At 54.5% G+C, this 13,107-nt stretch carries 13 protein-coding genes and 1 tRNA gene; 10 read left to right on the top strand and 4 right to left on the bottom strand.

The genetic code is table 11. From position 1 onward, the window contains the following. The first annotated feature begins 1 nt into the window (after position 1). Positions 2-595 (top strand): DedA family protein, encoded by a 594-nt coding sequence (locus ACFQ14_RS07980; RefSeq protein ID WP_377212197.1) that lies wholly within the window; start codon positions 2-4, stop codon positions 593-595. A 35-nt stretch (positions 596-630) separates the two neighbouring features. Next, positions 631-762, top strand: a complete 132-nt coding sequence (locus ACFQ14_RS07975; protein ID WP_377212196.1) for a hypothetical protein — start codon at positions 631-633, stop codon at positions 760-762. Here the strand turns inward: ACFQ14_RS07975 and ACFQ14_RS07970 are convergent. Then, on the bottom strand, positions 759-1,535 hold the full coding sequence (locus tag ACFQ14_RS07970) for a methyltransferase domain-containing protein (protein ID WP_377212195.1): 777 nt from the start codon (positions 1,533-1,535) through the stop codon (positions 759-761). The genes ACFQ14_RS07975 and ACFQ14_RS07970 overlap by 4 nt on opposite strands. Before the next feature lie 96 nt (positions 1,536-1,631). Between ACFQ14_RS07970 and dnaG the strand changes: the two genes are divergently transcribed. The 3 genes from dnaG to ACFQ14_RS07955 all read left to right on the top strand — a co-directional run bounded on the left by dnaG (position 1,632) and on the right by ACFQ14_RS07955 (position 6,508). After that, on the top strand, positions 1,632-3,521 hold the full coding sequence (gene dnaG, locus ACFQ14_RS07965) for a DNA primase (RefSeq protein WP_377212194.1): 1,890 nt from the start codon (positions 1,632-1,634) through the stop codon (positions 3,519-3,521). 500 nt (positions 3,522-4,021) lie between these two features. Next, a complete protein-coding gene (rpoD, locus tag ACFQ14_RS07960) occupies positions 4,022-6,109 on the top strand; it encodes an RNA polymerase sigma factor RpoD (RefSeq protein WP_377212193.1) in 2,088 nt (695 codons plus the stop codon). Between the two features lie 105 nt (positions 6,110-6,214). Then, positions 6,215-6,508 (top strand): HlyU family transcriptional regulator, encoded by a 294-nt coding sequence (locus ACFQ14_RS07955; protein WP_377212192.1) that lies wholly within the window; start codon positions 6,215-6,217, stop codon positions 6,506-6,508. A gap of 29 nt (positions 6,509-6,537) precedes the next feature. Here the strand turns inward: ACFQ14_RS07955 and ACFQ14_RS07950 are convergent, their stop codons facing one another. Beyond that, a complete protein-coding gene (locus tag ACFQ14_RS07950; protein WP_377212191.1) occupies positions 6,538-6,798 on the bottom strand; it encodes a hypothetical protein in 261 nt (86 codons plus the stop codon). A gap of 127 nt (positions 6,799-6,925) precedes the next feature. Between ACFQ14_RS07950 and ACFQ14_RS07945 the strand changes: the two genes are divergently transcribed. The 4 genes from ACFQ14_RS07945 (at position 6,926) to ACFQ14_RS07930 (ending at position 11,031) form a co-directional block, all read left to right on the top strand. Then, positions 6,926-7,240, top strand: a complete 315-nt coding sequence (locus ACFQ14_RS07945) for a hypothetical protein (RefSeq protein WP_377212190.1) — start codon at positions 6,926-6,928, stop codon at positions 7,238-7,240. A 51-nt stretch (positions 7,241-7,291) separates the two neighbouring features. After that, complete coding sequence (locus ACFQ14_RS07940) at positions 7,292-9,643, top strand: glycoside hydrolase family 31 protein (protein WP_377212189.1); 2,352 nt, start codon at positions 7,292-7,294, stop codon at positions 9,641-9,643. A 29-nt stretch (positions 9,644-9,672) separates the two neighbouring features. Further along, positions 9,673-10,545: an SDR family oxidoreductase gene (locus ACFQ14_RS07935; RefSeq protein ID WP_377212188.1), complete on the top strand. Its 873-nt coding sequence runs from the start codon at positions 9,673-9,675 to the stop codon at positions 10,543-10,545. A gap of 120 nt (positions 10,546-10,665) precedes the next feature. Continuing rightward, complete coding sequence (locus ACFQ14_RS07930; protein ID WP_377212187.1) at positions 10,666-11,031, top strand: hypothetical protein; 366 nt, start codon at positions 10,666-10,668, stop codon at positions 11,029-11,031. 73 nt (positions 11,032-11,104) lie between these two features. Here ACFQ14_RS07930 and ACFQ14_RS07925 read toward each other — a convergent pair whose 3' ends face one another. Both ACFQ14_RS07925 and ACFQ14_RS07920 read right to left on the bottom strand, forming a co-directional pair. After that, positions 11,105-11,839: an SIMPL domain-containing protein gene (locus ACFQ14_RS07925; protein WP_377212318.1), complete on the bottom strand. Its 735-nt coding sequence runs from the start codon at positions 11,837-11,839 to the stop codon at positions 11,105-11,107. A gap of 109 nt (positions 11,840-11,948) precedes the next feature. Next, positions 11,949-12,024, bottom strand: a tRNA-Ile gene (locus ACFQ14_RS07920). A 173-nt stretch (positions 12,025-12,197) separates the two neighbouring features. Between ACFQ14_RS07920 and ACFQ14_RS07915 the strand changes: the two genes are divergently transcribed. Further along, the gene (locus ACFQ14_RS07915) at positions 12,198-13,100 is read left to right on the top strand and encodes a metal ABC transporter substrate-binding protein (RefSeq protein WP_377212186.1); all 903 of its coding nucleotides are present in this window, start codon (positions 12,198-12,200) and stop codon (positions 13,098-13,100) included. The last annotated feature ends 7 nt before the right edge of the window (positions 13,101-13,107 follow it).

The raw sequence follows: 13,107 nt of genomic DNA, 5'->3' as shown, positions 1-13,107 counted from the left end.
AATGGAGCAAATCACCGCTCTGATCGGCCAATACGGCACAGCCATTTACATTTTGTTGTTTGCCTATTGCGCGTTGAAAAGCGGCTCGTTGCCGCTTTTCGGTGGCTATGCTGCCTACCTTGGAGCTCTGGATGTTTCACTGGTGGCGACTGCAGTGCTTGCAGGCGGGTATCTGGGCGATGAAGCGCGGTTCGCTGTGGCGCGGCGCTATGGGGTCGGATTTCTTGCCAACAAGCCTCGACTTTCCGACCTCATGGGCAGGGCGCGCTTGCTGTTGGAGCGGTATGGACGCGCCTACATTTTTCTCTATCGCTATCCAAAGGGCATGCGCACAATCGGCGCGTTGCCTGTCGGGTTGACGTCGATGTTATGGCCCGTGTTCACCGTGCTGAACTTCTCCTCTGCCGCGCTATGGACGTTGTTGCTGGTTGGCGCAGGCTATGGATTTGGCGAAGTGATTGGGCAGGGCGTTGCCGCTGGCTGGGCGATGGTGAGTGTGATCTTGCTGTTCGCGTTCCTCGCACTCACAGTTTTCTTATGGTTTCGGGTCTCCACGTTGGCCGATGAAGCGGTGCCCCCTGTTAAACGTGTCTGACAGGCGCTATCTGTTGAAAAATCGGAGGAACAAATATGCCTGAATTCGAAACCGACAAAGCCCGTGGTGGACGCGAGACGAAAAACAACTGGGCGCTGCGAATTTTGATTGTGTCGCTCGTTCTGGTCGCTGGCGCTTGGTATTTTACCGATTGGTTTGTGAGCTAAGTTTTCACAGCCTTCGTGATGATACGGTCTAGGCGGAAATGGAATTTCCCCGCCGCGATAATCTCTGCACGTGCTGCCTGCCATTCGCTCAAAAGATATTCTGGATATTTTGACACCGTCTCCAACGCTGTTTCAACGGAGTCGTTAATAGAGGCGGAATAGGTGTCTGGATCACTGCGGTGGTTTTCGATTGTGAAAACCGTTTGCTCGATATTGCCGAAGCCTTGGTCTGCCAGCAGGTGCGGTAATTGTTCCGGCACGTCGCTGTGGGCGTAATGAGCGCGCACGATCCGGTCTGCGCGCGCGAAGGCGGCTTCGCTGCCCGTTGTCCAGCGCATTGATCGCCAGTCGCTGTCCAGGATCACCAGACGACCGCCTGGTGTGAGCACGCGCATTGCTTCTGCGACCGCTGTCTTAAGGTCTGGCACGAAGCAATAGACTTGCGCGGCGATCACAGCGTCGAAGGCGTTGTCTTCAAACGGCAGTTCAACGGCTGAGGCTTCGATGCATCTGGCGGGTGGTGCTGCGCTGCTGGCTTGTTCAATCATCGCAGAAGATGGATCGACGGCAACCATTGTACCGTTGGGGCCAATCAGGTTTGCGATTTCGCGGGTTAGATCACCGTTTCCGCAGCCGACTTCGAGGATGGCTTCGCCGGCCTTTGGTGCGAGATGTTCTATCATGGTCTGCCGTTGGCGGCGCATGTCCTGGCTTGCGGCAACAATGGCCTGTTTTTGGGCGAGCGTTGCGTCATAGGCTGATGGGACCATCATGATAGGGGCTTTCTGCCTTTGAAGACTGGCAAATAGTTATCGTCTTGGCATTGCCGTTATACAGGCCTATATCAAGAGACAAGCACGGAGCCTTCAATGCGTTTTCCCAATTCCTTTCTCGAAGATATCCGAGACCGTATTCCGATTGCGGATGTGGTTGGGCGGCGGGTGACGTTCGATCGGAAGAAATCCAATCCTGGCAAGGGCGACTTCTGGGGCTGCTGTCCGTTTCACGGCGAAAAGACGCCGAGCTTCCACTGCGAGAACCAAAAGGGACGATACCATTGCTTTGGTTGCGGTGCGTCTGGCGATCACTTTCGATTTTTGACCGAATTGGATGGTCTGTCTTTTCCCGAAGCCGTGGAGCGGTTGGCGGATGAGGCAGGGCTGCCAATGCCTGCTGTCGATCCGCAAGCGGCGCAACGCGAGGAAAAGAAGGCCTCTCTTTACGACGTGATGGCGTTGGCGGCGCAGTTTTTCCGCGATCAATTGCAGACTGCGGCTGGTGCGAAGGCAAGGGCATATCTGCGCGACCGGGGCTTGTCGCCTGCTGTGCAGAACACGTTTGGACTTGGCTATGCGCCCAATGACCGTTCGGCGCTGAAGAGTTTTTTGGCGTCGAAGAATGTTGAGAAAGACAAGATTGAAGCGTGCGGCTTGGTTGTGTTTGGGCCGGATATTCCCGTTTCTTACGATCGATTTCGTGACCGAATCATGTTTCCTATTTTGGACACTAGAGGACGCGTAATTGCTTTTGGGGGGCGAGCACTTTCAGCTGATGTACCTGCGAAGTATCTTAATTCGCCAGAGACAATTCTATTTTCGAAGTCAAATGTCCTCTATAATTACTCGCAGGCGCGTAAGGCTTGTGGACGTGATGAGAGTTTGATTGTTACCGAAGGCTACATGGACGTCATTGCGCTTCATGCAGCTGGCTTTACAAATGCAGTCGCACCATTGGGAACCGCTCTAACTGAGAACCAACTGGAATTAGCTTGGCGCGTCGGAAAAACTCCAATTCTCTGTTTTGATGGCGATGAGGCTGGATATCGGGCAGCTTGCCGAACACTGGATTTAGCTGTTCCCAAAATCACCAGCGAACGCAGCATTAGTTTTATCGTGCTGTCAAATAGCCAAGACCCTGACGACTTTCTCAAGGCACACGGCAAAGATGCTTTTCTCCAAGCTGTAGATAACGCTATGCCGTTTAGCGATTTTCTGATTCACAGAAGGATGGCAGAGATTGACTGGTCGTCGCCTGAAGGAAAGGCAAGGGTCGAAAAATCAATCTATCAGGATATCTATTCAATAGCGGACAAGTCGCTTGTGTTTCATTTGAGGGCGTATGCTAGAACGCGGTTATCCGCTCAGTTTTATGGCCGCACAGAACATCTTGCCCAAAAACCATCTGGTTCCGCCTCGGAAATTCTCCGTCAATCATCTAGGCTCGATTCTGCCATATTGGGATTTTGTGTCGAGTATCCGCAGCTATTGTTAAATTACCTAGAAGATGTTTCTCGCTTGGATTTCAACAAGCCAAAATATAATGAGTTTGCACAAGAATTGAATAGACTCTTGGTAGAATTTGATGAACTGAGTGTTGCCGATATATACAAAAGGATCAGCCCAGTCTTCTACGATGTATTGGCTGAGGTTCATGGGTTTGAAAATCCAAAAGGCGTCAAAGAAGATGGAACTATTCCTTGGTCGCAGCAGCGAGGACATAGACTAAGAGCGTTCTTTCCAGCACTAAAAAGTGACACGCCGTTTAGCACAGTAGACAAGACTTTTCAGTTTTTGCTCAAAAAATTCTCTGAGTCCAAATTCGAGAAAGAGCTTCTAGAGCTAAGTATCGAAGAAGGTGTTGATGAGTTCATTATGCACAAGAATCAGTTAGAGGTGTTTAGAAGTGAAATTGATTTCTTGGAAGCTGAATTGGACGCTGAGTATCGCGCACACGCAGGCAAGCCAAACTTTGCCATGTGAGACTTGAAGCAAACAAATAGCAGAACGGGCGCACGCCGAATCGGGCGATGAGGCTTCTTGGGAACGGCTTTTGGCGGTGAAGGAAGAAATCGCCCGCGAAGGCGGCATGGAAGCGTTGATCGAGGGCTTCGGCGTACCGTCCGGCAGGCCGAGTCGAAGTTTTTGACGCAAGGCTGCTGTTTGGCACCAAAAACTCTGGTTTTTCCAACATTTGTTCTTATGTGAAGGTTTCTGCTGGAACGCCGTGACTTGATTGGTTCGCCAAATCGAGTCATATGTCTGTGGAACCTGTCATTTTATCGGGCCAAAACAAGCGCGCCGAGCCGACTGCAGAAGTCAGACAGGGTTAATCAGACATTAACGGAGCAGGGCTAGCGTCCATGCTTCTAATAACGTTCGAGCTGATTCGTGGCCGCGTAGCATTTATTTTTGCCGTGACACGTTTGGGAGCCCAAGGTTTGCGCCGCGTTTAATGCGGAGTGCACAGGAGATATCGATACATGGCCACGAAAGCCGCAGCCGCTAAAGAGACGCCCGAAGAAAAAGAAGCCACAGCGGCAGACCGCCCGCTTCTCGATTTGAACGATGACAAGGTCAAGAAAATGATCAAAGCCGCCAAAAAGCGCGGCTATGTCACGGTGGACGAATTGAACGAGGTGATGCCTTCCGACGAAGTGTCGCCTGACCAGATTGAAGACACGATGTCGATGCTGTCCGAAATGGGCATCAACGTGGTGGAAGAAGACGAAGTTGAAGAGGCGGCTGAGGAAGTCTCCACGGAAATCGTTGAAGGCGGCGCCAAAGCTGTCGCAACCGTCGCGAAGAAAGAACCTACCGACCGCACCGACGACCCTGTGCGCATGTATTTGCGCGAAATGGGTTCTGTCGAGTTGTTGTCGCGCGAAGGCGAGATCGCAATTGCCAAGCGCATTGAGGCTGGCCGCGAAACAATGATTGCGGGCCTGTGCGAAAGCCCGCTGACGTTTCAGGCGATCATCATCTGGCGCGACGAATTGCTGGAAGAGAACATCCTGCTGCGCGACATTATCGACCTTGAAGCAACCTATGCTGGGCCGGATGCGAAGCAAAACGTTCCTGTGAACCCGAACGCACCTGCCAACATCGCAGAGGCCGTGCGCCAAGGTTCCGGTGGTGAACATTCGCCGGAAGCTATCGCACGCCGTAAGGCCATTGCCGAAGGCACAGACCCTGAAGCGGCTGTTCGCGCCTTGAAAGGGCTGGATGAGCCGGAACCCGAAAAGGTTGAGGACTCCAACACAGATGACGACGATGACGAGGATGATGATGACATGGAAGCATCGCTCTCGCTTGCAGCAATGGAAGCGGAGCTGAAGCCGAAGGTCCTCGAAATCTTCGACTCCATCGCAGGCAACTACAAAAAGCTGCGACGTCTTCAGGACCAGTATGTCGAAAAGCGCATGTCGAATGACAAGCTATCACCAAGCCAAGAGCGCCGGTTAAAGCAGCTGAAGGAAGAGATCGTAGAAGCGGTTAAATCGCTTGAGCTAAACAATAACCGCATCGAAGCCCTCGTTGAGCAGCTTTACGATATCAACAAGCGTTTGGTAATGTCGGAAGGCAAACTCATGCGTATGGCCGAAAAGCACGGCGTGACGCGCGAGAACTTTTTGGAAGAATATCGTGGTTCCGAACTCGATCCCAACTGGATTCGCCGCATCGCCAATCTGTCCGTTAAGGGCTGGAAAGAGTTCAATAAGAACGAAAAAGAGACGATCAAGGAATTGCGCGCCGACATTCAGATGTTGAGCCAGGAAACGGGCCTTGAAACGGCTGAGTTCCGCCGCATCGTCGGCATGGTTCAAAAAGGTGAGCGCGAAAGCCGCCAGGCCAAGAAGGAAATGGTGGAAGCTAACCTGCGTCTGGTGATTTCGATTGCCAAGAAATACACCAACCGTGGCCTGCAATTCCTCGACCTCATTCAGGAAGGCAATATCGGCCTAATGAAAGCGGTCGATAAGTTCGAGTATCGCCGTGGTTATAAATTTTCCACGTATGCGACGTGGTGGATCCGTCAGGCGATCACCCGCTCGATTGCGGACCAGGCACGGACAATCCGTATTCCGGTGCACATGATCGAGACGATCAACAAAATCGTGCGCACCAGCCGCCAGATGCTTCATGAAATTGGCCGCGAGCCGACGCCGGAAGAGCTTTCTGAGAAGCTGGCCATGCCGCTGGAAAAAGTGCGCAAGGTGTTGAAAATCGCCAAGGAGCCGATCAGCCTCGAAACGCCAATTGGCGATGAGGAAGATTCGCATCTGGGCGATTTCATCGAGGACAAGAACGCGATACTGCCCATCGATGCGGCCATTCAGGCGAACTTGCGCGAAACAACAACCCGCGTCCTTGCCTCATTGACGCCACGTGAAGAGCGAGTGCTGCGCATGCGTTTCGGCATCGGCATGAACACTGACCACACGCTTGAAGAAGTCGGTCAGCAGTTCTCGGTCACCCGCGAACGTATCCGTCAGATTGAGGCGAAGGCGTTGCGTAAGCTGAAGCACCCAAGCCGGAGCCGCAAACTGCGGTCGTTCCTAGATAGCTAGGAGCAGGCCAAACGGCAGAGCGAGGGGCCACTTTATTCGGCGACATCTCAGTGATTTGAGTGTGGCGGGTTTAAGTGTTCGTTTTTGCGATGAGGATTAGGCGACATGTCATTCTTGAAAAAACTCTTCGGTGGCTCGAAATCGTCCGGCGCCACCGGTTCTTGGGCAGAACCTGATGCGCAAGAGGAGCACGAAGGTTACACCATTGCTGCTGCTCCTGTGTCAGAAGGTGGACAGTTCCGGCTTGCTGGGACGATTTCCAAGGAAATCGATGGAGAGGTGAAAACGCACCAGCTTATCCGCGCGGACATGTTTCCCAACAAAGAAGAGGCGGTCGCTTTCACCTTTCGCAAGGCCAAGCAGGTGATCAAAGAGCAGGGCGACCGGCTCTTTAGCTGAAGCGAAGGAACGGTCGCCCTTTTGATTGGCTAATCGGTGGCGTCTGTCGGGTCGCCAGGCGAAGGGCCGATCGACGGTTCTGAACCAGGATCTGGATCACCATCCGGTTCGCCATCGGGCTCGCTATCGTTTGCAGCGCCGGGACCTGGTGAAGCGGCGGGAGAATCATTGCCCGGGCCGCAAATCATATTTTTGTCTCGCGTACAGTCGTACAGGACGTTGTGGCTGTCGGCGAAAGCTGGAAGTGCAAGTGTTTGCAGCACGATTGCTGTTGCTATTGCTGCCCTCATTTCAAATACTCCTTCTTATTGCCGACGATGGTTGATCGGTAATCGTGCCTTGTCGGCGAGGTCGTTCACCGGATGGCGCGGGGCGTGCGCCGCGGTTAAGGGTGGAGTAAGCATGGGGCGCTAGTCTGTGTTGTTTCTCACACAGGCGTCTAAATGCTATCGGCGTTTGGGCCGGACGCTGGCAGTTAAGGGCTTCGAAGTTATGATCTTGTTGCGCTTGTTTTGCATGGTTTCCGCTTTGGTCCTGTCAGGTTGTGCAACAGCCGTGGTGACAGGCGCTGTCGTTGGCACAGCCGCGACCGCTACGAAGGTTGCGGTCAAGACGACAGTCGGTGCGGGAAAAATCGCTTACCGTGGCACAAAAGCTGTCGTCAAAGGTGGTGCGGCTTTGATGGCCGATGATGAGGCCGATAGGGCAGACGAAGCTGTTACCGCGCAGTAGGTCTTCGCGTTTTTTATTGCCGCGTTGACCGAGCCATGATTGGCTCAGCTCATGGGAATTTTACATCTCACTTCTGATCTCGTGCTTGATCGCAACCGGCTTCTTGGGAAGTTGAGCGAAGGTTTTTCGCTGGCCATTGATGGGCTGGAGACGGGCGTGCTGCGCATCGCTGTGGTGCCGGCTGACGGTTTGATCGTTGATAGAACATGGATGATTGCACCGGATGGCGATGTGCCGCTGCAGGGGCGGGATCGATTGGCTTTGGATGGATTTTCTTGCCCTGCGTTTGAACAGATGGACGGACGGTATGTTTGCGGTGACATGGCAATTGGCATCGAAGCCACTCCTTTGCGTATTTCGGTGTTTCAGAAAATTGAAAATGCTTGGCGTACTGTTTTCGAGGATCGCCAAAACGGCGCTTGGCATTGGTTTGAGCGCAGGAACAAGCTGAAACACTTCCATGCGCTCGAACCCGACACGGCGCATTACGGGCTGGGTGATAAGAGCGGAACTCTGGACCGAAGTGGTCGGCGGCTGCGCTGTCTGCAAAGCGACGCGCTAGGCTATAACGCGGAGACGTCGGACCCGCTTTACAAACATGCTCCTTGGCTGATCGTGTCTCATGAGGTGGGTTCGGCTGGACTGCTTTACGATACAATGGCTGAAGCTGTGTTCGATCTGGGGGCTGAACATTCCAACTATTTTGAGCGCTATCGTCATGTGGAGATGGTCGAGCGTGGCTGCGTGCTTTATGCGCTTGCGGGGCCGCGTGTGCGCGATGTTGTGCCTCGGCTGCATAGGCTCACCGGCATGCCCGCGTTCGCATCGCGCTGGAGCATGGGTTTTGCGTTCACCTCCATGCACCATGCGGACGCGCCAAACGCTCAAGAGGTGATTCTGGACTTCGCGCGCGAGGCGACAGCGCGGGGCCTGCCGTTAAGCGCTGTGCATTTGGGCTCTGGCTACACCGCAGGCGCAGATGGGCTGCGTTATGTTTTTAACTGGAATGAGAACCGGTTTCCTGATCGCACCGCATTCTTTGCCGAGATGAAAGCAATGGGCCTGCACACATGCGCGAATGTGAAACCGGTTTTGCTGACAGGCCATAAGGCTTTTGAAGAAGCGGCACGCGAAGGATGGTTTGTGAAGCGCGACGATGGTGGACCGGCCATTGAGATGTTTTGGGGCGGGCAGGGCGCCCAGCTCGATTTTACATCCAGCGAGGCGACAGCTTGGTGGAGCGAGGGCATTAAGCATCAAATTCTGGGCGCGGGGTTTGACGCGGTCTGGAACGACAACAATGAAGCGGAGCTTTGGGATGAGGCGGCTTGGATTGATGGCTTCGGTTCGCACCTGCCCGGCATGGAGAGCCGACCTATCCACGCGCTGCTGATGATGCGGGCAAGCCACGCTGCGATGCTGGAACACGCGCCGAACGTGCGGCCCTATACGATAAGCCGTGCGGGGCCGATCGGCATTGCCCGCTATGGCGAAACATGGAGCGGCGACAACCGCACGTCCTGGCATACGCTGAAATGGAACCTGCGGCAGGGGCTCTCCATGAGTCTGTCGGGTTTTCCTTTGGTTGGCCATGATATTGGAGGGTTTGATGGCCCACCGCCGGATGGTGAACTGCTGGTGCGATGGTTTCAGATGATGGCGCTGCACCCGCGTTGCGTGATGAATTCGTGGAAAGCGGATTTCGACAACATTCCGAACTTGCCGTGGATGCATGAAGACGTGTTTCCGCAAATCAAGGCCGCACTGGAACTGCGCTATCGGTTTTTGCCGCTGATCTATTCGCTGGCCCACGATTGCCACCGCACCGGCCACCCGATTATCGCGCCGACATTCTATTGGTTTGACGATTCCGAGTGCCGCGCTGATGCGGACACGTTCATGCTGGGGCCAAATGTGCTGGTCGCGCCCGTGGTGGAGCAAGGGGCGACGAGCGTGGACGTCTATTTGCCAGACTGCGCCGAAGGGTGGACGATGCTCGACTGCCGTGATGGCGTGACGGTGGGCGATACCTTTAAAGGGGGTAACACCGTGGAGGTTGCTGTGCGTCTGGACCAGTTGGTGATTTTCGCAAGAGGTGGCTCTGTTCTGCCGATAGCGTTGCGCTGGGGGGCGGAGCCTCATGACGCCACTAAAGTGAATCTTTTTGCTGTTCAGTCGGCGGTGGATGGGCAATGGACAAGTGAGATTTTCATAGACGATGGGTTGTCACCGTTGGGCGCTCAGCATTCGCGCTTGGCAGTTTCCTGTTCTTGGCATGAAGACAAGGCTCGCCTCTCGGTGCGAGAATTGGCACAGGGGTTGGATAGACAGCTTCTTACCTGCGACGCCGAAGCTGTCGATTGGACCAACATTCCACCGACGTGCCGCTATACTGACGCTTGAAAACATCTCAATTCTGAAAAGGGACAAACATGGCTGATCTCAAAGGCAAAACCGTATTCATGTCCGGCGGGTCGCGCGGTATCGGGTTGGCTATTGCACTGCGGGCGGCGCGGGATGGGGCTAATGTTACGATTGCGGCTAAGACTGCGGAGCCGCATCCGAAGCTGCCGGGGACGATCTATACTGCCGCAGAAGAGATCGAAGCGGCGGGCGGCAAGGCGCTGCCGGTGATTTGCGATATCCGCGAGGAGGAGCAGGTTGCTGCGGCTGTGGACGCGACGGTGGAGAAATTCGGTGGCATTGATATTTGCATTAACAACGCGTCTGCCATTTCGCTCACGCCGACTACAATGACAGACATGAAGCGGTTTGATCTGATGCATCAGATCAACACGCGGGGTACGTTTCTCGTCTCCAAAATGTGCCATCCGCATCTAAAGGGTGCGGACAATCCGCACATTCTCAACCTTGCACCACCGCTGGATATGTCGCCCAAATGGTTTGGCCCGCATGTCGCCTACACAATGGCGAAGTATGGCATGTCGATGTGTACGCTGGGCATGGCGGAGGAATTTCGCAAGCAAGGCATCGCCGTCAATTCGCTGTGGCCGCTCACGGCCATCGACACTGCTGCGGTGCGCAATCTGCTGGGCGGTGACAGCGTGGCGAAGATGAGCCGCACGCCGGATATATTGTCAGATGCTGCGCATGTGATCCTGACGCGGGATGCAAAGAATTGCACAGGCAATTTCTTTGTTGATGAAGTGCTGCTGCGTGAAGAAGGCATCACCGACTTTTCGAAATACTCGCCCGGCCATGATGGCCCTCTCGCGGGGGACTTTTTCGTGCCGGATGAAGTGTTTGACAGCGTGCCGACCGAGGTGTTGCGCAGCTACGGATGAGAGCGGGTTTCGCTGAACGTCACATGAACGGGCCGTTCCGTTTCGGTTCAAGGGCATGTCTCTAAGTTTGTTGCATGGTCGCTGATGAGCAGCTTCCGCAACGACAGAGGAGACAGTGTTATGTTTAAATCACTCAAATCCATCGCGCTTGCCGGTACGCTGGCTCTTGGCGCATTCGCAGCAACTTCCACAACCGCAAGCGCAGGCGATGTTCGCATCGGTGTTGATCTTCGCGGCCCCGGTTTTGACATCGGCATTGGTGACCGGTATTTCCGCGGCGATCGCCGTCGTGACCGCCACTACCGCACCTGTTCACCGCGCAAAGCGTTGCGCAAAGCCCGCCGCAATGGTGTGCGTCGCGCCCATATTCGCCGCATTGGCCACCGTGGTGTGATTGTTTCGGGCCGCAAATGGGGTGAGCGGGTCGTGATGGGCTTCGGCAAGCACCGTTCTTGCCCAATCCGCTTCGTCCGTGCACGTTACTAAGCGTTGACAGTTTCCAGTAAGAAAACCCCGGTAGGCTTCACCCTGCCGGGGTTTTTCTTTGTGTGACGCGCTCTTATTGGGCGATTTCCCAGGTAACATTGACCGTCACCGAATAGCTGTTTTCCCCAGCCGCGACGGGAACGGGGGTGGCATCAGCAACTGCTGATTCTGCCATGCGAGCAAATTGTTTTTGGCGGCGTGGGCGAAAGCCCCCTTGTTCGGAAATCTGCGTGATGCGGCCAAGCGATACGCCGGCCGCGCCTGTCAGAGTGCGAGCCTGCGCGATAGCTTTTTCCATAGCGCTCTTTCGGGCCTGTTCGATTAAGGCATCGGGCTTGTCTACCGTGAAAGCTAGATTGCCACCTTGGTTCACACCGAGCGTTACTGATTGATCCAGAACTGCACCAACGGAAGTCAGATCGCGAACCCGAACTGTCAATGAGTTGGAGACGATGTAACCGGTGATAGTCGGAGGCTTTTGCTCGCCGTTGGAACTGCGCTTGGGATAAAAATAGCGTGGCTGAATGTTGAAATTGGAGGTGCGCAAATCGCGATCTTCGATACCGCGTTCTTTCATGGCAGCCAACACTTCGCTCATGGCTTTCGTGTTGGCGTTGAGCGCCTCGCGGGCTGTGTCCGCTTCTCGTACAACTGAAAGATTGAGGATTGCCATATCAGGAGCGCCAAATGCCTGGCCGGTGGCAGAAACCGAAATCACGCCCGGACGTGGTTTTTCGTCTGCGATGGCTGGGGAGAGAAAAATGGCGGTGGAAGCTAGCGCAATTGGAAAAGTGGAAAGAACGGAAATGGGTTTCAAAGGAAATGCTCCTGCATCGAAAATTGAATTGTGCGGGAAATGCCATGAACGCAAATTCGGCGCGAAATAAGGCTGCGGTGCGCTAAAGGCTGAAGAGCCGTGGTGGGCGTGGTAGGGGTCGAACCTACGATAAATCGGTTATGAGCCGATGGCCTTAACCACTTGGCTACACGCCCACTACGCGGTTCCTAACATATGGGCGCATAATTTGAAGAGGGAAATTGGGTGGATTGTATTTGAAGCGATGCGACGTTTTTGCGAAGCGTTCGCAATTTCGTTGACCGTTGCGAATGGTTCGCATAAAGATGTTCTCCGGCCTGATCGTAGAAACAATTCGAGGTCTTATTTCATGATGCAAGTGGTTTGGAACAGGGTTTTGCTGGCGCTAGCGCTGGTGCTTGCTGCTGCGCCGCTGGGGCAGGCGGCTGACAAATTCAAAGCGGTGACAACCTTCACCGTTATTGCCGATATGGCGCGCAACGTGGCGGGCGATGTGGCTGTGGTGGAATCGATCACCAAGCCGGGGTCTGAAATTCACGGATACCAGCCAACGCCGCGCGATATATTGCGTGCCCAAGACGCTGATTTGATTTTATGGAATGGGTTGAACCTCGAAGTGTGGTTCGAGCAGTTCTTTCGCAACCTGCGCAATGTGCCCAGCGTCACCTTGAGCGATGGTGTGGAACCCATGGGCATTGCGGAGGGGCCCTATACGGGCAAGCCTAACCCCCATGCGTGGATGTCGCTGGATGCGGCGATGATTTATGTCGACAACATCCGCAATGCCTTTGTGAAATATGACCCTGCCAATGCTGCAATTTATATGGCCAACGCGGAGCGCTATAAGGCGCAAATTCGAGAGGCCATTGCACCGCTGCGTGAGCGTATCATGGCGATACCGGAAGAACGCCGCTGGCTGGTGAGCAGCGAGGGCGCATTTTCCTATCTGGCGCGGGATTTCGGGCTGAAAGAATTGTACCTCTGGCCTATCAATGCCGATCAACAAGGCACCCCGCAGCAAGTGCGCAAGGTGATTGACGCTGTGCGAAACAATTCCGTGCCTGTCGTCTTTTCTGAAAGCACGGTGCCGGACAGCCCTGCGAAACAGGTCGCACGGGAGACGGGTGCGCGCTACGGTGGGATTCTCTATGTGGATTCTTTGAGCGAAGCGGATGGCCCTGTGCCGACATATCTGGACCTGTTGCGGGTGACGAGCGAGACCATCGCCAATGGTCTGACAGCGGGAGAATGACAGTGGC

The organism is Pseudahrensia aquimaris, from assembly GCF_042676045.1.
Lineage (GTDB): Bacteria > Pseudomonadota > Alphaproteobacteria > Rhizobiales > Rhizobiaceae > Pseudahrensia > Pseudahrensia aquimaris.
The sequence above is the reverse complement of the archived record's forward strand: the minus strand, read 5'-3'. Positions and strand labels throughout refer to the sequence as shown.